At 72.4% G+C, this 17,148-nt stretch carries 14 protein-coding genes; 1 reads left to right on the top strand and 13 read right to left on the bottom strand.

Annotated features, from left to right (window positions below):
* Positions 1–15: 15 nt before the first annotated feature.
* The 3 genes from R3E98_05255 to R3E98_05245 are packed head-to-tail and all read right to left on the bottom strand — an operon-like array spanning position 16 to position 2,158.
* Positions 16–1,188, bottom strand: a complete 1,173-nt coding sequence (locus tag R3E98_05255; protein ID MEZ4422793.1) for a type II secretion system protein — start codon at positions 1,186–1,188, stop codon at positions 16–18.
* A complete protein-coding gene (locus R3E98_05250; GenBank protein MEZ4422792.1) occupies positions 1,185–1,571 on the bottom strand; it encodes a prepilin-type N-terminal cleavage/methylation domain-containing protein in 387 nt (128 codons plus the stop codon). Before R3E98_05250 ends, R3E98_05255 begins: the two co-directional genes overlap by 4 nt.
* Entirely contained in the window at positions 1,571–2,158 is a 588-nt protein-coding gene (locus R3E98_05245; GenBank protein MEZ4422791.1) for a GspH/FimT family pseudopilin, read from the bottom strand. The genes R3E98_05250 and R3E98_05245 overlap by 1 nt, the downstream gene beginning before the upstream one ends.
* 498 nt (positions 2,159–2,656) lie before the next feature.
* Here R3E98_05245 and R3E98_05240 point away from each other — a divergent pair, with 498 nt between their 5' ends.
* Complete coding sequence (locus R3E98_05240) at positions 2,657–3,148, top strand: hypothetical protein (GenBank protein ID MEZ4422790.1); 492 nt, start codon at positions 2,657–2,659, stop codon at positions 3,146–3,148.
* Between the two features lie 39 nt (positions 3,149–3,187).
* On the opposite strand, the gene R3E98_05235 is transcribed toward R3E98_05240, so the two are convergent.
* The 10 genes from R3E98_05235 to R3E98_05190 form a co-directional block, all read right to left on the bottom strand.
* Positions 3,188–3,766 (bottom strand): HNH endonuclease, encoded by a 579-nt coding sequence (locus R3E98_05235; GenBank protein ID MEZ4422789.1) that lies wholly within the window; start codon positions 3,764–3,766, stop codon positions 3,188–3,190.
* Between the two features lie 49 nt (positions 3,767–3,815).
* Positions 3,816–6,317: a primosomal protein N' gene (gene priA / locus R3E98_05230; GenBank protein ID MEZ4422788.1), complete on the bottom strand. Its 2,502-nt coding sequence runs from the start codon at positions 6,315–6,317 to the stop codon at positions 3,816–3,818.
* Between the two features lie 10 nt (positions 6,318–6,327).
* Positions 6,328–7,518, bottom strand: a complete 1,191-nt coding sequence (locus R3E98_05225; GenBank protein ID MEZ4422787.1) for a M24 family metallopeptidase — start codon at positions 7,516–7,518, stop codon at positions 6,328–6,330.
* The gene (locus tag R3E98_05220) at positions 7,515–8,444 is read right to left on the bottom strand and encodes a methyltransferase domain-containing protein (protein MEZ4422786.1); all 930 of its coding nucleotides are present in this window, start codon (positions 8,442–8,444) and stop codon (positions 7,515–7,517) included. Before R3E98_05220 ends, R3E98_05225 begins: the two co-directional genes overlap by 4 nt.
* 32 nt (positions 8,445–8,476) lie before the next feature.
* Positions 8,477–8,980: a cytochrome c-type biogenesis protein CcmH gene (locus R3E98_05215; protein ID MEZ4422785.1), complete on the bottom strand. Its 504-nt coding sequence runs from the start codon at positions 8,978–8,980 to the stop codon at positions 8,477–8,479.
* Between the two features lie 5 nt (positions 8,981–8,985).
* On the bottom strand, positions 8,986–9,972 hold the full coding sequence (locus R3E98_05210; GenBank protein ID MEZ4422784.1) for a histone deacetylase: 987 nt from the start codon (positions 9,970–9,972) through the stop codon (positions 8,986–8,988).
* 41 nt (positions 9,973–10,013) lie between these two features.
* Entirely contained in the window at positions 10,014–13,259 is a 3,246-nt protein-coding gene (gene carB, locus R3E98_05205; protein ID MEZ4422783.1) for a carbamoyl-phosphate synthase large subunit, read from the bottom strand.
* A gap of 267 nt (positions 13,260–13,526) precedes the next feature.
* Positions 13,527–13,916: a hypothetical protein gene (locus R3E98_05200; protein MEZ4422782.1), complete on the bottom strand. Its 390-nt coding sequence runs from the start codon at positions 13,914–13,916 to the stop codon at positions 13,527–13,529.
* Entirely contained in the window at positions 13,913–16,405 is a 2,493-nt protein-coding gene (locus R3E98_05195) for a M6 family metalloprotease domain-containing protein (GenBank protein ID MEZ4422781.1), read from the bottom strand. Before R3E98_05195 ends, R3E98_05200 begins: the two co-directional genes overlap by 4 nt.
* 158 nt (positions 16,406–16,563) lie before the next feature.
* Positions 16,564–17,139 (bottom strand): HDIG domain-containing protein, encoded by a 576-nt coding sequence (locus R3E98_05190; protein MEZ4422780.1) that lies wholly within the window; start codon positions 17,137–17,139, stop codon positions 16,564–16,566.
* Positions 17,140–17,148 lie beyond the last annotated feature (9 nt).

Raw genomic sequence — 17,148 nt, 5'->3', positions numbered from 1 at the left:
CTTGCGAAAGCGCCGTCAGTTGACCGTGACGGGAGCGGCTTCCAACATGCCCGACAGCTTGGGAGTGCAGTCCTGGGCGGCGACCGCGTAGACGTAGGTGTCCCCCACGGTCACGTTGGTGTCGAGGTAGCTGTAGGTGGCGGCACCGGCGGGGATGCTCAGGAACGGATCCGCCCAGGGATCCCCGGCGAGACGCCGCCACAGGGTGTATCGGATGACGTCCTGTTCGCCCATGACTTCGTCTGTGGCGGGGTTCCACTGCAGCAGGACCGCGTCCTGCCCCGCCGTGGTGTCCACGTCCATGGCGCTGAAGCCCGCCGTCCCCAGGATCGGATCGTCGCCGCAGCTCTGCAGACGCGGGTACTTCGAGTTGCGCATGTCGATCATGAGCGACAGGTCCGCGGTACGCTCCTCCGGGCCCGTGAGCCCGTTGGTGGCGCGCACCTGCACGCGGACGGCACGGAACAGGTCCAGCTTGGCGGACTGCCCGGTGTCGGCCACGGACGCCTCCAGCTTGGCCGCATGCTTGAGCGGTAGCTGGTTGGCGGGGATGCTGTCGTTGAAGCTGGCCACGCCGGTGCTGTCGCGCTGGTAGAAGAACCGGAAGAAGGGTTCACTACCCATCTGCAGGAGGCTGCGCGAGACCAGCTCCGGCGCGGCGTTGTTGACCTGTCGGTACAGCGCATAGTCGTCGCTGCGCGCCGTGGCCGTGTCCGGCGTGAAGAAGAACATGATCACCTCCGCCGGGCTCGGGTTGGAGCTCAGGGGCGGATCGTGATACAGCGTGTCCCCCACCACGAACGACGTGGTGGGGATGGTCACCGACGTCCGCAGGGAGGACACGGTCCCCGTGGGTGCACCGGGATCGTAGTAGACCGCGCCGAGGTTGTTGGCGACGTTCGTCGCGTAGTCCGCGGCGAACGCGATGGCCTTGTCTCCGGCGTAGAGCATCCACGGCTGCCCCTGCGGCACACCGGTGCCGGCGGTCTGCAGGTCCGTCTCCAGGCGGTCGAGCGTGAAGCGCAGGTTCTGGAGGGCCGTCATCTTCTCGGCGCCTCGGTAGAACGCCTTGTTCTGCGTGGCCATGAAGCCCATGGCGCCCGCGACGATGAACGCGAAGATGGAGATGACGATGAGGATCTCGACGAGCGTCATGCCGCGCTCGTCGGTCCGCTGCTGCTGGATCATGGAGCCCCCACGACCGACTCCCGGACGATGGTGTCCGGCAACGACGGTCCGTACACGGAAACGGTGATGCGCTTGTAGTCCATGTTCTGCGGGCCGCCCACGTTCTGGACCACGTGGGAGACCTGCGTGGTGCGGGTGAAGCCGGACAGGCCGGGCAGCGCGCTCTCCGACCCCACGTACAGGGAGTCGAGCACGTTGTAGCGCGGGTCGAGCACGACCTGCTGGAGCCGGGCTCCGGCGGCCTCGACCGCGAGCGCCCGCAGCTCGGTGGTGCCGGCGGTCTGGATGAGTCGCCCCGCAGAGGCGGCGATCCCCAGGATGGCCACCGTGAGGATGACGAGCGCGGTCATCAGCTCGACCAGGGTGAACCCTTTGCGGTCCATCAACATTTCTCCTGCCAGCTCCCGGACTTGTAGCTGAAGCAGCGGATGCGTCCGGTCGCCCGCTCGATCTGGATGGCGCGGGAGTGCTCGGCATACGTGGAGCCCAGCTGGGCCTGCTTGCTGGTGATGTAGACCGTGCCCGCCTCGCTGGTGCTGCCGTTGCGATAGAACCGGACGACCGGGGATCCGGAGCCCCAGGTCTCGGTGAAGCTGATGTCGTTCGTCACGCCGTTCAGGGCGGGAGCCCCGCCCCGGCCGAAGACGACCCCCTCTCCGAACTCGATCACGCGCTGGCTCTCGCTGGAGCCGGCGAGCTTGTCGTTGTCGGCATCGAGATGGAGGATCATCCGGTTCAGGTTCGGCTCGAAGACGAAGTTCACGTTGTGGCCGCGGAGCAGAGCCGTCTGTTGGGCGCCGTGGAGGCCGGTGGACAGCTCCAGGGCGGCCGAGTCCAGTCGGTACTTGGCCAGGTCGATCCGCGGCCCGGCGATCCCGGCGATGATCCCGATCAGCGCCATGATCACCACGAGCTCCATGAGCGTGAAGCCGCGCTTCGTGGGGGCCGCGTGGGGGACGGGGACGGACATCGCTCTCCTGGGGGGGCGCCCGGCGGAGCCGTGCGCGTTCCATCGTGCTCGGGTTGCTGCGGCCCTACCTGCGGCCGGCGCCCCTGAGTCGAGGCACGGACCAGGCCCGTGGCGCCCCTGCCGGACCCGGAACACATCCGGCCGGGGCCGGAACCGGACCAGGGCACTCAAGCCCTTGCCGGACGGTGGCTTACGAAGTTCGTTGCACGGCGCTCGCCGGTGTGTCCTCGGCGCGACGACCGGCACCGGCTTGCCGCCTCCTGCGACAAGTTTGTCGAGCCGGACCCGGTCCGGGGCGTGGTGCGGGCGCACCCGCCGGCCGGCGGACCCGGGAAGGACGCCCGCAATCACACGCGGGCCGGTCGGCGGCCGCGGGACGCCCTCCCGCTCTCGCACGCGGGCGCGCACGGCACCATCATTGCTGCGCCCGGGAGGATCGACCGCACGGCGTGATCTTGAGGGTCGGAGCCCGAGGGCGGCCCGACCGGTGGAGCTTTCGTGAATCCGAGTCCAGCACCGACGACGCCGGAGGCGGCACCCAGCCTGCGTCGTGAGTTCTCCCAGCTCCTGGGGCTCAACGAGCACCTCTCGAGCGAGCTGGAGCTCCTGCGCCGCGAGCTGTCCGCCCCGCTGACCCGGGCCCTGCTGGACTCGGTGGGGGCACGGTCGGATACGACCGTGCCGACCGTCTTCGAGGAGGCCGCCCGCGCCATCGACGTGGCCCTGGCCGCGCTGGGCCGCTGCGACGCGGAGCTCCACACCCGCATCCGGGCCCCCCTGGGCGAGCTCCACCTCGACGGGATCCCGGCCCTCCCCCCCCGCCTCTCCCGCTTCCTGGCCGAACGGCAGGACATCCCGGGCTTCCACTACGAGGTGCGTCGCGACCGCGTGCGGGGCTGGGTGGTGCACTGGAAGGAATACGGCACCGACGGCGCGCTGCGGGGCGCGGGGCAGTTCTACGAGCGCCCGTACGCCTGGCTCGAGGACTGAATCGAGCGCCTCACGACCGCTCTGCCGGACCCCCCGGGGTCAGGCCGGGTGCTCCTGGCCTCCGTCGACCGCCGGGTCCAGCGCGTCCAGCGCGTCCGCTCCGTAGAACATCCGGATGTACTTCCGCTGGGCGGGGGTGACCCTCCGCACGGCCCACACCAGGTGGACGTAGTTGGGCTCGCCGGGTCGGGTCAGCAGCCGCATCCCGGCCTGGCGTGGCATCCGGTCCGCCTTGCGGTTGTTGCAGGCCGAGCACGCCGTCACGACGTTCGTCCAGGTGTTGTCCCCGCCCTGGGACAGCGGTTGGACGTGGTCGCGGGTCAGGAACTGGCGGTGGGCCAGCTCGCTGCGGTGGCGTCCGCAGTACTGGCAGCGGTAGCCGTCGCGCGCGAACAGGAAGGTGTTGGTCACCTGGCGCCGGAAGCGACGCGGCACATGGACGAAGCGGACCAACCGGATGACGATCGGCACGGGGAAGTGCTCGGACGCCGACCGGAAGACGCGGTCGGGATCGGACTCGAGCACCTCGGCCTTCTCATCCAGGACGAGGCGGACCGCTCGCCGGGCAGGGACGATGGTCAGCGGTTCGTAGGACGCGTTGAGCGCCAGGCACATCATGCCTGGAGATTCTAAGGGACGCCCCCAGCGCCAGCAACGCGGCCGGTCGTCACAGGAGCGCCACGGGATCGCGGTCGAAGACGATCCGCACGTCCCCGTGGTCGTCCTCGCTGCCGGCGGTCTCGCGCGCGAGGCGGCCCAGCTCGGCGGCGGGCCCCCGGAGCAGGAAGTGCCAGCGCCACCGGCCGTGCAGCCGCTCGATGGGGGAGGGGGCGGGCCCCGTCAGCCGCACCGTGCTGGACGGTCCGCGCGCCAGGCGGGCAAGGATACGGGCGGCGAGGTGCTCCGCGGCCTCCGCCGCGCGTGCTTGATCCGGGCTGCTCACGACCACGTTGACCAGGCGCACGAAGGGCGGATAGGCCGCGGAGCGCCGCTCGGCGAGCTCCTGGCGCGCGAAGCCCTCGTAGTCGTGACGGAGCGCCGCCTGGATGACGTAGTGCCCGGGCACGGCGGACTGGATCAGCACCTGCCCGCCCTTGGGGCCCCGCCCCGCCCGACCGGCCACCTGGGAGAGGAGCTGGAACGTGCGCTCGCTCGCCCGGAAGTCGGGAAGGTGCAGGCCCACGTCCGCGTTGATGACGCCGACCAACGTGACGTTGGGGAAGTCCAGGCCCTTCGCGATCATCTGGGTCCCGAGCAGGATGTCGATCTCCCCCCGCCCCACCCGCTCCAGGATGCGGTGATGGGCCCATTTCCCGCTCGTCGTGTCCAGGTCCATGCGGGCGATGCGCGCGCCCGCGAAGGTCTGCGCGACCACGCGCTCCACCTGCTCGGTGCCGATGCCCCGGTAGTGGGGCACGCCCTCGAGGCAACGCGGGCAGGTGCGGGGCGCGGCCTCCTCCCGGCCGCAGTGGTGGCAGACGACCCGGCCACGGGCCCGGTGGAAGGTCATGGAGACCGAGCACTCCGGGCATTCGACCACGAAGCCGCAGGCCTCGCACTGCAGGAAGCTCGAATAGCCCCGGCGGTTGAGCAGCAGGATGGACTGTTCCCCGCGCGCCAGCCGGGTGCGCACCGCGCCGATCAACGGCGGGCTCAGCACCAGCCCTCCCTCTCCGCGGGCAGCGGGCTCCTCCGCCTCGTCGCGGGCGGGCCGGACCGACTCTCCCTTCCGGGTGCGCAGGTCGACGACCTCGACCGGGGGCAGGGCGCCGCCCGACACGCGCTCCGGAAGCGCGAGCAACGTGTACTTGCCGCGCTCCGCGTTGACCCAGCTTTCGAGCGCGGGCGTGGCGCTCCCCAGCAGGCAGACGGCGCCTTCCAGGCGCGCACGCACGACCGCGACGTCCCGCGCATGGTAGCGCGGCGATTCCGACTGCTTGTACGTGCCTTCGTGCTCCTCGTCCACCACGATCACGCCCAGGCGCTCGATGGGCGCGAAGACCGCGGAACGCGCACCCACCGCGATGCGCTTGCGCCCCTCGCGCAGCGCGCGCCAGGCATCGTAGCGCTCTCCGTCCGATAATCCCGAGTGCAGCACCGCCACCTCGTCGCCGAAGCGCGCGCGGAAGCGCGCGACCGTCTGCGGGGTCAGGCTGATCTCGGGCACGAGGACGATCGCGCCCCGGCCTTCGGCGCGCGCGCGCGCCAGCAGCTCGATATACACGAGCGTCTTGCCCGAGCCGGTGATGCCGTGCAGCAGGAACGGAGGCGGCCGGGACGTCCCGAGCGCTGGGGTCAGGGCCTCCAGCACGGCGCGCTGGCGGGCCGTGGGGGCGAGCGCGGGCGCCGCGGACGGAGGCAGGTCCGCGAACGGATCGCGGTCCTGCTCCACGTCCACGGAGCGGGCGAGGCCCCGGCCCACGAGGGCGCGCGCGGCGCCCGCCAACCCGTCCTGGTCGAGCACGGACAACTCCAGCTCCCCGCCGGCGTCCTCGAGGCGCTGGTAGGCCTCGCGCTGTCGCGGCGCACGGGCCAGCAGCGCTTCGCGCTCGGCGAGGGTGTCGAGCCACTGCTCGAGCCGGATCACCTTGCGGGTGACGGCGGCCGGCTCCCGGGGCGCCGCGACCGAGTGGCGCGCCAGCTCCAGGTCCACCAGGAAGCGGACCTCCGGCCAGATGGACGACAGGCCGAGCTCCTTGGCCAGGGCGGGCACGGCCCGCGCGCCCGCCGCCGCCCGCAGCGCGTCGAACACGCGCCGCTGCCGACCGGTCAGCTCCGCCGGGGGTGCGGTCTCCGCGTCCACGACCACCAGGTCGCGGGAGTGATCCGACAGAAGGGCGGGCAACGTGGCGCGCAGCACCAGACCGAGCGGTGCCAGATAGTACTCGGAGATCCAGCGGGCGAGACGGAGCAGCGGAGGGGTGAGCGAGGGCTCCGTGCGGTCCAACACGTCCACGGCGGCGCGCAGCCCGCGCGGTCGGTCCCGCACGTCGGTGGCCACCACCCACCCCACCCGCACCGAGCGCCGGAAGGGCACGAGGATCCGGGCGCCCACGCGCGCGGAGACGCCCGTGGGCAGGGCATACGTGAAGGTGCGATCGAGCGGCAGGGGAAGCGCGACGTCCACCAGCGACGACGACGCCGCTCCAGCCCCGGTGGAGCGAGCCACGCCGCGCCCGCTACGGAAGGAGGAAGACGTCGTGCTGGGGGTCGGGCGTGGTGACCTCGGGACCGTCCTCGCCCCAGTGCACGTCCACCTCGCTCCGCACGCCGAGCTCGCCCGGCAGGTAGACGCCCGGCTCGACCGAGAAGCCCACACCGACCAGGAGCGCCCGGTCGTCCCGGGTCTCGAGGTTGTCCAGGTTGGGACCGCTCCCGTGCAGGTCGCGGTCGATCGAATGACCCGTGCGATGCACGAACCACTCCCCCCAGCCGCGTTCGGTCAGCAGCGTACGCGCCACGTCGTCCGCCTCGAAGCCGCGCACGGTCTCGCGCGCGTCCCACCGCGCGCGCAGGAAGTCCAGCACCGCGTCGCGCGCGTCCCGCACGGCGGCCCAGACCTCGGCGACCCGGGGTGGCAGCTCGCTCCCGAGGAAGCCCATCCACGTCTGGTCCGCGGGCACGGCCGCCTCGGAGGTACGGCCCCACAGGTCGATGAGCAGCGCCTCCCCTCGTTCGATGGACGCGCCGGTCTCGCCCGGGTCGTAGTGGGGATCGGACGCGCGCGGCCCGATGGCCACGATGCACCCGACGTCCGTCCCGACGCCCCGATCCGCGAGCGTGCTCCGGATCCAGGCCGCCAGCGCGCCCTCCGTCAGCGGCCGATCGTCCGCCGCCGCCTCCCGCGCCCGCTCGAACGCCTCCCGGGCGGTGCGCTGCAGCACCACGGCCGCCCGTCGGTGCTCCACCAGCTGCGCCGCGGACCAGCGGGCGTGGAACGCGCTGACCAGGTCGCCGGAGCCCACGATCTCGACCCCGGTCTCCTGGACGAGCTGGTGGATGCCGACGGGGACGCGGTCCAGCGTCGGGACGGCCGATCGGGGCGAGGTCTCCATGGCCACCCGGCCCCGGCCGCGCAGCAACGAGGCCAGCCCCGCCTCCAGCTCACGCCAGCCGGAGTAGTGGACGCTCGCCCAGGGCCAGCGCTTCCACTGCACCTTCTCGATGGCGTGCACCAGCGCGACGGGCTCGCCCTCGGCCGGGATCAGCGCGAAGCCGCGGCGGGTGGTCCAGGGCAGCGCCAGCAGGGACGCCGACACCGGATTGGACTGCCGGAACTCGTAGAGGAGCCAGCCGTCGAGCCCGAGCGCACGCAAGGCGTCCTGCACGGCCTCCACACCGTCACGCTCGAGCAGGAGGCCGTCGCTCATCGCGCGGCCCCGGCGACCGGCCCGAACAACGGGAGGTCCGAGACGTCCTGGGCGCGCACGCCCTCGTCCACCGGAGGGGCGGGCAGCGGCGGGGCCACCCGTCGGGTGCCCTTGAGCAGGACCAGGCTGAGCACGCGCTCGCGGGCGAGGAGGCGCTGCAGGCGCGAGCCCTCTCCCCACGCGTCGAGTGCGCCCCGCAAGCCCCACCGGCGCCAGGCCAGGCGGCTCACGTCCAGGCGGGCCCGCCAGCTCAGCCGGTCCGCGAGCTCCAGGAGGGGATCGATCGGTCGCGGCATCAGCGCGGTCGGCCCTTCCGTCCAGTCCTCGGCGTGGACGGCGTCGATGCCCGCGTCCCCCAGCAGACGTTTCCATTCGACCACGGCCAGCGGCCGGAACCCGAGGAGGGCCTCGATGCGGTGGCGCCGGCCCTCCGGCACGGGAGCCGTCCAGGCCAGCTGGATCAACAGCACGGTGCCGCCGGGGCGGGTCACGCGGGCAAGCTCCTGGATGGCGGGCCCGGGAAGGGCCCGGGCCGTCAGGCCCAGCTCGGCCAGCGTGACGTCGAAGATGCCGTCCCGGTAGGGGAGCGCGTCCATCGGGGCCGCCTGGACGTGCATGCGCTCGGCCAGCCCGGCGCCGCGCGAGCGCGCCTCTCCTCCCTCGACCGCGTGCGGATCCACGTCCACGCCGGAGCCGTGGACCCCGTAGCGCTCGACCAGGAACCGCAACCCGGACGCGGTGCCGCAACCGACCGACAGCAGCTCGTCCCCGGCGCCGAGGCCGGCCAGGAGCGCCGCGTGGCGGTAGAGGGCCTCCCCGCCGGGGAGCCCGCGGTCAGGCGCCGCGAGCGCCACCAGATCGCGGACGGTGGGGCGGCGGGCCGGGACCGGGGACGGTGGCGCGTGCTGCTCCGGGCGTAGGGACATTCGGGAAATCTACGGGGCGCCGGAGCCGCGGGTCAATAAACCTCCGAGGCCTCGCGCTCCGCCTTCTCGAGCCGGTCGAGCGCCTCCTCGATCCGCCGCTCCTGCTCCTCGTCCAGCTCGGGCAGGTTCTCGGGTCGGGAGCGCCGGAGGTGGCGCAGGACCAGCGCGACGATCAGGAGCCCGGTCACGAGCGCGATGGGGGGAACGGCCCAGGCCAGGATCCCCTGCCCCGCCGCCTTGGGGTACGCGCGATACTCCTCGCCCACCTGCGCCAGCACGGCCTCCACGATGGAGTCGGCCGGCTGACCCGCCCCGGCCCAGGCCGCGATGGTGTCGCGCAGCTCGGCCGCCTGGGGCGACGGACACACCTCCAGCATCAGGCCCGGGCAGTACGGGGACTTGATGCGGCCGATGGCGCGGTCGGCGGCGGCCTCCGCCTGCGCCGGCGTCACGGACTGCGGAGCCTGGGCCGACAGCGCCGGTGCGGCCGCCAGGCCGAGCAGCGCGAGCAGGACGAGCGCAAAGGATCGGGACATTCGCATCACGGTCGTGTGGGGATCGCCAGACCCGCGAGCGCGCGCAGCACGTGCACGGCGCCCTCGCCGGTGCGACGGGGATCGTAGCCCCCTTCGAGCAGGGCCACCACCCGTTCACCGCACCAGCCCCGCGCCCGCTCCATGAGCGCGCGCGTCATCTCATACAGATCGGCGGGCTCCAGGTTCAACCCGCCCAGGGGGTCGCCGCGCAGGCAGTCGAAGCCCGCCGACACCAGCACGAAATCCGGCACGAACGAAGACCCGATCGTGTCCAGCGCCCGCTCCCAGGCCTCGCGGTGCCGGGCGGCGGACGTCCCGGGCGCCAACGGCACGTTCAGCGTGGTGCCGTCCCCCGCCCCGCGGCCGCGTTCGTCCGCCGCCCCCGTCCCCGGCCAGTGCGGGTACTGGTGGAGCGAACAGAAGTAGACGGAGCCGTCCTCATAGAAGATGTCCTGCGTGCCGTTGCCATGGTGCACGTCGAAATCGAGGATCAGCACCCGCTCCGCGAGGCCCGCGGCCTGCAGGCCGCGCGCCGCCACCGCCACCGAGTTGAACAGGCAGAAGCCCATGGCCCGCTCGGGCGTGGCGTGGTGGCCGGGAGGCCGGGCGGCCACGAAGGCGCTGCGCAGCGCGCCCCGCGCCACGTCCGTGGCGGCCCGGAGCGCCGAGCCGGCGCTGCCGACCGCCGCGTCCCACGACGCGGAGGAGACGCGCGTGTCGGGATCGAGCGAGACCAGCGCCTCCTCGCGCTGGGCCCGCTCCACCGCGGCCCGCACCCGCTCCACGTGCACCTTGGTGTGCACCCGCAGGAGGTCCTCCTCGGTGGCGGACGCTCCCTCGCGCTGCTCCACGTGGCCGTGGAGGGCCAGCATGTCCTTGCCGACCGTGGACGCCAGGGCGCGCAGCCGCCCCTGGTGCTCCGGGTGCCCCCAGCCGGTGTCGTGCAGCGACGAGGCGGGGTGCAGCAGGAAGCCGGCGGGCGGCCGCTCCACCGCCTCCCCTCCGCTGCCGGCCGGGCCGTCCGTCACGGGGGTCAGGCCGGGGTGGCCTGCCGCACGTCGGCGATGCGCTCCTGGACGGTGCGCACGTGGTGCCGGTCCCCGCGCAGCGCCACCAGGGCGTCCAGCGCCGCCTTGGCCGAGGCCATGGTGGTCAGGTACGGCACCTTGTACGTGATGGCGGCCCGACGCAGGGCGTAATCGTCGTACTGGGACTTCCGACCGAGCGGTGTGTTGATCAGCAGGTGCACGTCCCCGCTCACGATGAGATCCACCATGTTGGGCCGATCCTCGCCCACCTTGTACACGATCTCGGCCGGGACCCCGTTCTCCACCAGGAAGCCCTGGGTACCCGCCGTGGCCAGCACGCGGAAGCCGATCTCGTGGTACTTCCGGATGAGCGGCAGCACCGTGGGCTTGTCCAGGTCGTTGACCGTGACGATCAACGTGGCCGGGGGCTGGATGGGCAGCTCGTTGTAGGCGGACGCCTGCGCCTTGGCGAAGGCCATCCCGAACGTGTCGTCGAAGCCCATCACCTCACCCGTGGAGCGCATCTCCGGCCCCAGGATGATGTCCACCTCGAAGCGCGCGAAGGGGAGCACCGCCTCCTTCACGGCCACGCCTCCGACGCGCGGGTTCTCCGGAATTCCGAGGTCCGCGATGCGCTCACCCGCCATGACGCGCGCCGCCAGCCGTGCGAAGGGGATGCCGGTGGCCTTGCTCACGAACGGGACCGTGCGCGACGCACGCGGGTTGACCTCGAGCACGTAGACGCGCCCGTCGCGGATCGCGTACTGGACGTTGATCAGGCCCACCACGCCGAGCTCGAGCGCGAACTTGCGGGTGAGCGAGCGGATCTCCTGCGCCACGGCCGGATCCAGACCCAGGGGCGGGAGCACGCACGCGGAGTCGCCGGAGTGCACCCCGGCGTTCTCGATGTGATGCATCACGCCCGCGATGACCACGTCCGTTCCGTCGGAGAGCGCGTCCACATCCGCCTCGAACGCGTCCTCGATGAAGCGGTCGATCAGGACCGGGTGGTCGGGCGAGGCGCGCACCGCCTCCTCGAAGTAGCCGCGCAGGGAAGGCTCGTCGTAGACGATCTGCATCGCCCGCCCGCCGAGCACGTAGCTGGGACGGACCAGGACGGGGAAGCCGATGCCGGCGGCCACCCGCACGGCGTCCTCGACGTTGGTGGCGATGCCGTTGTCCGGCACCGTGGCTCCGATGATGCGGCAGACCTTCTCGAAGCGCTCGCGGTCCTCGGAGCGGTCGATGGCGTCCACCGACGTCCCCAGGATGGGCACCCCCAGCTCGCCCAGCGCCTCCGCCAGGTTGAGCGGGGTCTGCCCACCCAGCTGCACGATGACGCCCAGCGGCTTCTCGCGGTCGATGATCTCCACCACGTCCTCGAGGGTCAGCGGCTCGAAGTAGAGCTTGTCGCTGACGTCGAAGTCCGTGGAGACCGTCTCCGGGTTGGAGTTGACCATGATGGTCTCGTACCCGGCCTCGGAGAGCGCGAGCACGGCCTGGACGCAACAATAGTCGAACTCGATCCCCTGTCCGATCCGGTTCGGTCCGCTGCCCAGGATGACGATCTTCTTCCGATCGCTGGGCTGCGCTTCGTCCTCGTCCTCGTAGGACGAGTAGTAGTAGGGCGTCTGCGCCGGGAACTCCCCGGCGCACGTGTCCACCACGTTGTACGTGGGACGGATCCCCCAGGCGTGCCGCCGCTCGCGCACCGCCTTCTCGGTCTCCCCGCGCAGGTCCGCCAGCTGCCGGTCGGAGAACCCGTTGCGCTTCATGCGCCGCAGGTCCGCGGCCGTCGGCTCCTCCAGCGCGACGTACCAGCGCTCGAGCTCCACCAGCTCCTCGAGCTGATCCACGAACCAGGGATCGAACTTCGTGGCATCGGCGATCTCCTCCGCGGAGATCCCGGCCAGGAACGCACGCTTGATCTGGAACGGCCGCTCCGCGGTGGGGCGCCGCAGCGCCGCCAGCAGCGAGTCCGGATCGTCCGCCGTGAGCGCGTCGTCCTTGAGCGTGCGACCGATCGTCCAACCCGGCCGTCCCACCTCCAGGCCGCGCAAACCCTTCTGCCACGCCGCCTTGAAGGTGCGGCCGATGGCCATGGTCTCCCCCACGGACTTCATCTGCACGCCGAGCGTGGGGTTGACCTCCGCGAACTTCTCGAAGGCGAAGCGGGGGAACTTCACGACCGTGTAGTCGAGCACCGGCTCGAACGACGCGGGCGTGATCCTGGTGATGTCGTTGGGCAGTTCGTGCAGCAGGTAGCCGACGGCCAGCTTGGCACCCACACGCGCGATCGGGAATCCGGTGGCCTTGGACGCCAGGGCGCTGGAGCGGGACACGCGCGGATTCATCTCCACGATGAGCATCTCGCCCGTGCGCGGATCCACCGCGAACTGGATGTTGCAGCCGCCGGCCTCCACGCCGATCTCGCGGATGATGGCGATGGCGGCGTTGCGCATCTTCTGGTATTCGACGTCCGTGAGCGTCTGCGCCGGAGCCACCGTGACGGAGTCACCGGTGTGCACGCCCATGGGGTCGATGTTCTCGATGGAGCAGATGATGATGACGTTGTCCGCGCCGTCCCGGACGACCTCCAGCTCGTACTCCTTCCAACCGATCACGCTGCGATCCACCAGGACCTCGGTGATCGGAGACGCATCGAGCCCGCGGCGCACGGCCGCGTCGAACTCCTCGACGTTGTAGGCGATGCCGCCGCCGGTGCCCCCGAGCGTGAAGCTGGGGCGGATGATGGCGGGGTAGCCCGTGTTCTCGACGATGGCACGCGCCTCCTCCACCGTCTGGGCGAAGCCGCCGTGCGGAAGCGCCAGCCCGATGCGCGCCATCGCCTCCGCGAACTGTTCGCGATCCTCGGCCATGGCGATGGAGCGCGCGTTGGCCCCGATGAGCTCGACGCCGTGCTCCTCCAGGAAGCCGCTCTCGTGCAACTGGATCGCCAGGTTGAGCGCCGTCTGCCCGCCCATCGTCGGGAGCAGCGCATCGGGCTTCTCCCGTTCGATCACGCGCTGCACCCACTCGAGCGTCAACGGCTCGATGTAGGTCCGATCCGCGAGGTCGGGATCGGTCATGATGGTGGCTGGATTGGAGTTGATGAGGATGGTGCGGTAGCCCTCCTCCTTCAACGCGCGGACGGCCTGGGTGCCGGAATAGTCGAACTCGCATGCCTGGCCGATGATGATCGGCCCGGATCCCAGGATGAGGATCGACTCCAGGTCGGTGCGTTTGGGCACGTTCCTCGTGCGACTGGCCGGCCGCGGAGGCCGGCGGTGGACGGTGGCCCGTCCGCGCCCGCTCCCGGCCGTGCGCGCGGCGGACCGGCGTGCGGGTCCCGGGGCCGGGATCCTCGCGGACGGTCGCCTCGGAGCGGAGGGGACGGTGGAAGGCCGGCATAAGGTAACCGGGGGGACGAGCCGGGCAAGGCGGTCCACCGTTCGTGACCGGTCACGGGGGAGCCGACGCGGAGCCCCTCCGAAGACCCGCGCCGCGACAGGGCGGCGTCAGCCCTCCGGCTCGATGCGGACCTGGACCTGCCCGACCCCGCTCAGCGGCAGGTCGGAGGCATCGCTGGCCTGCAACACCACGGCCACCGGCAGGGCCGCGTTGCGGTTGACCACGGGCACGCGGACCACCGGCGGCTGGGCTCCGATGGCCGCGACGACGATGCGCAGCGCGCCGCTCGCCGTCGTGCGTCCGATGGCCCGCGCCGACCCGGTGCCCTCCACCCCGAGCAGTCCCTCACCGGTGAGCTCCAGCACGGCGGCGCCGACCCGCCCGGCCGGCATCTCGACGGTGACCAGGAGCGCGCCCGGACCGTCGTCCCCGTCGCCGCAGGCCCCCGTGGCCGTCAACGCCAGGACCAGACCGAGCCACAGGGCCCGCCTTCTCATCGGCTCCCCCCGGGCAGCGTCACCGTGCCCGCCAGCACGCGCACCAGCGCGCGCTCCTCCGACGTGAGCGGCAGCTCCGGGTGGGCGCCGACCCAGGCGCGCAGGTCGCCCAGATCGTACCCGCCATTGCGATTGCCGACGCGGTCCAGGAAGGCCGCCTCGAGCACGTCGGGTCCCGTGCCCGATTCCAGGAACGGCGCGGCCAGCAGGGACAGGCCCAGCACCGGCGCACCCACGTCCAGCTCCAGGGCCAGCGTGCCCTCGAGGCCGATCGCGTCCCGCACGCGCAGGACCACGGGAAAGCGCCCGGTGGCAAGCGGCGCGCCCCGCAGCGCGCCGGCGGGATCGAGCACCAGACCGCTGGGCAGCGCGCCGGTGACCAAGCTCCACGTCACGGGCAGGTTGGCGTTCGTGGCCTCGACGCGGACCTCGGCGGCGCGCGCCGCGGTGAGCGCGACCGGAGCCCCCGGATCGGCCGCCGCGAAGGTGACGTCGAAGATCGCCTCCCCCGCCAGCGGAGCGTCCATGCGCCGCAGCAGCGGGTTCGGGGATCCGGCCAGCGCGCCCCCCCACTCCCGGAAGGTGAAGCCCGTGCGCGGGAGCGCCTCGATCGCGACGTCACTGCCGGCCGCGGCCCACCCGTCCGCCGTGCCGGGTGTGACGCGGATGTCGGCCGGGTCGACCGAGGGCTGGGCGCTCACCTCGGTGATCGCCACCTCGTACTCGGTGCCCCCGTATCGGGCGGTGAGCACCGTATCCGCAAGGCCCGTGACGAACGAGCGCACCCGGTCGGCGCCGTCGTCCCAACCGAGGAAGCCGGTGCGGACACCGGGTGAGACCGGCTCGCCCGGTGCGGCCTCGAACGCGTGCGCCTGGAAAGGTGCCGAGCGGACCGTGACCGGACCGGCGGCCGTCTGGGCGCCGTCCACCCGCACGAGGCCCGCTCCGCCCGTCGCCCCCTCGGTGCGGAGGCGGATCGTCTGGTAGCGGGTGTAGAGCCGGAAGCGCACGAGGCTGCCCGCCTCCTCGATGTCGACGAGCGTGATGCCCATCGGCTCCCCGCCGCGCGTCCGCGTCGCGGGCGTCGAGCCCGCGTGCAGTCCCGTGCGCAGCTCGCTGCCGGGCCAGGGATCCCCTGCGTCTCCCCGTCCTCCGTTCGGACGCAGGAGGTCGCTGCGCCCGTCCGCCTCCAACAGCCGCACGCCGGGGCGATCGGCGAAGGTGTTCACGGTGTTGGTGGGCCAGCGCGCCGCCACCTCGGTCGGATCGACCTCCCACACCAGCAGGCCGCCGCGCGTGAGGTTGTCGTCGAAGCCGACCGGCTGGCGGTTCTCCAGCAGGAGGTACGTGCCGCTCCCGTCTCCCGACGGAACGCGCAACACGGTCCGGCTGGTCACCACCGGCGGCAGGGTGCGGGTGCCCAGGTCGGCGCCCAGCGGCACGTCCTCGGGATCGATCCACCCCAGCACCACCTTGGACCAGGCGCTCATGTGACAGGGCCGGGCCGGGTTGTACGGTCCGGGACAGCCCCAGGCGCCGGAGCCCATCAGACCCCATTGCCCGATCCCCGCATGGCCCAGCCCCCCCACGGCGTACAGGTCGGGCAGCCCGAACCCGTGGCCCAGCTCGTGGGCATACACACCGATCTGGTTGAGCCCGGTCCCCTCGCAGTCGAGCACGGGCTGGATGGTGTAGTCGTCCACCCGGATGGACCCGCCCGAGGCCGACGGCGTGGACGTCACCAGCGGGCCCACGCCCCAGGCGGTCAGCGTCCACCGATGCGACCACACCCGGTCGGAGCGCTCGTTGCCGCTGCACTCCGCGCCCGCCGTGGGATGCATCACGGTCAGCACGTCCACGAACCCGTCGTCGTCGCCGGAGTTGGGCACGCCGTCGGGTCCGTCGTTGTCGAACGCGCCCCAATCCACGCTGCCACCCGCGTCCAGCGCGGCCACCACCTCCGCGATGAAGCTGCCGACCCGCGCGCCGAAGCCGAGCCCGCTGGAGTTGCCCGCCACCTGGGCCTGCGTGAGCGCGCTCCGCTGCCAGGGGAGGGTCCGTCCCCGCACCTCGACGAGGCCACCGGACATCTCGCGATAGAGCTCGGTGATGGTGCCGGTCGGGGTGGGCCCGTCGAAGAACGCGGCCTGGATGTCGGCGGGCGCGAAGGGGCCCTGGCCCTGGGTGTCGGAGAAGAGGCCCAGGATCACCGGGAAGGTGAACACCCCGCGGACGCGGGCCTCCCGCGGGCCCAGGGGTGTGAGGGCGGCCTCGAGACGTCCACCCCCCGGGCGCACGGCCGCGGTCCGGCGTCGGAGCGCCCGCCCGAACTCGAAGGCGTCGGGATCGACGGCCCGGCGCGCGAAGTAGCCTTCCGGCGGGCGGGTCCCGTGCACCCGGCCGAGCAGCTCGACGTCCTGGGCGCCGAGGGCGGTGGCCCCCAGCGAGGCCAGGAGGCCGATCAACGGGGCGAGCGGGCGGTGGCGCACGGGTCGTCGGATCGTTGAGGGTGTGGGGCTTCGCGCCCGGAGACGGCTCCCGGCGCGAGCCGCGACCAGCGGACGCAGGCGGACCGCTCCTGCTAGGCGCCGGGGCCCCGGGAGGTTCCGCATCGTCGGGGAGCGACGCTCGCGATGGGGCGTGTCCCCTACGGGCGCGCCCGATCCTGCGCCCGGATCTCCAGGGTCGCGGCGGCACCGCGCAGCCCGTCGATCACGTTCTGGATGTGCTGGGTCCGCTCCACCCCCAGGCGCTCGATCCCGCGCGCCACCTCCTCGCGGCTGACGCCGGCCGCGAACGCCTTGTCCTTGAGCTTCTTGACCACGGACTTCGGCTCCAGGTCGTCGATGCCGTTGGGCCGCACCAGACAGCAGGCATACACCAACCCGGACAGCTCGTCACACGCGCACAGCACCTTCTGCAGGTCCGTGACCGGCTCGACGTCGGAGCGGTCGGGCCAGGCATGCGCCAGCACGGCGTCGATCACCTCATCGGGGTAGCCGTCCTCGCGCAGCTTGGCCACCCCCACGTGCGGGTGTTCGTCCGGGTGCTTCTCCCAGTCGAGGTCGTGCAGCAGGCCCGCCAGGCCCCACAGCTCCTCGTCGGCACCATAGCTCCGGGCGTAGTGCCGCACGGCGGCCTCCACGGCCAGCATGTGCTTCCGCAGCCCGGGGTCGTCCACCCAGGACTCCATGAGTCGGAGCGCTTCCTCACGCGTCGGCATGCGTCGTCG

Source organism: Gemmatimonadota bacterium (genome assembly GCA_041390125.1).
In the GTDB taxonomy this organism is placed as follows: Bacteria; Gemmatimonadota; Gemmatimonadetes; order Longimicrobiales; family Gaopeijiaceae; genus JAGQIF01.
Note: the sequence above shows the minus strand (reverse complement) of the source record. Positions and strands in the feature narration are given on the sequence as shown.

Excerpts from the sequence above, each read along its gene's own strand:
- R3E98_05255 (MEZ4422793.1), bottom strand. The coding sequence starts at position 1,188 with ATGATCCAGCAGCAGCGGACCGACGAGCGCGGCATGACGCTCGTCGAG.
- R3E98_05250 (MEZ4422792.1), bottom strand. The coding sequence starts at position 1,571 with ATGGACCGCAAAGGGTTCACCCTGGTCGAGCTGATGACCGCGCTCGTC.
- R3E98_05245 (MEZ4422791.1), bottom strand. The coding sequence starts at position 2,158 with ATGTCCGTCCCCGTCCCCCACGCGGCCCCCACGAAGCGCGGCTTCACG.
- R3E98_05235 (MEZ4422789.1), bottom strand. The coding sequence starts at position 3,766 with ATGATGTGCCTGGCGCTCAACGCGTCCTACGAACCGCTGACCATCGTC.
- R3E98_05225 (MEZ4422787.1), bottom strand. The coding sequence starts at position 7,518 with ATGAGCGACGGCCTCCTGCTCGAGCGTGACGGTGTGGAGGCCGTGCAG.
- R3E98_05220 (MEZ4422786.1), bottom strand. The coding sequence starts at position 8,444 with ATGTCCCTACGCCCGGAGCAGCACGCGCCACCGTCCCCGGTCCCGGCC.
- R3E98_05215 (MEZ4422785.1), bottom strand. The coding sequence starts at position 8,980 with ATGTCCCGATCCTTTGCGCTCGTCCTGCTCGCGCTGCTCGGCCTGGCG.
- R3E98_05200 (MEZ4422782.1), bottom strand. The coding sequence starts at position 13,916 with ATGAGAAGGCGGGCCCTGTGGCTCGGTCTGGTCCTGGCGTTGACGGCC.
- R3E98_05190 (MEZ4422780.1), bottom strand. The coding sequence starts at position 17,139 with ATGCCGACGCGTGAGGAAGCGCTCCGACTCATGGAGTCCTGGGTGGAC.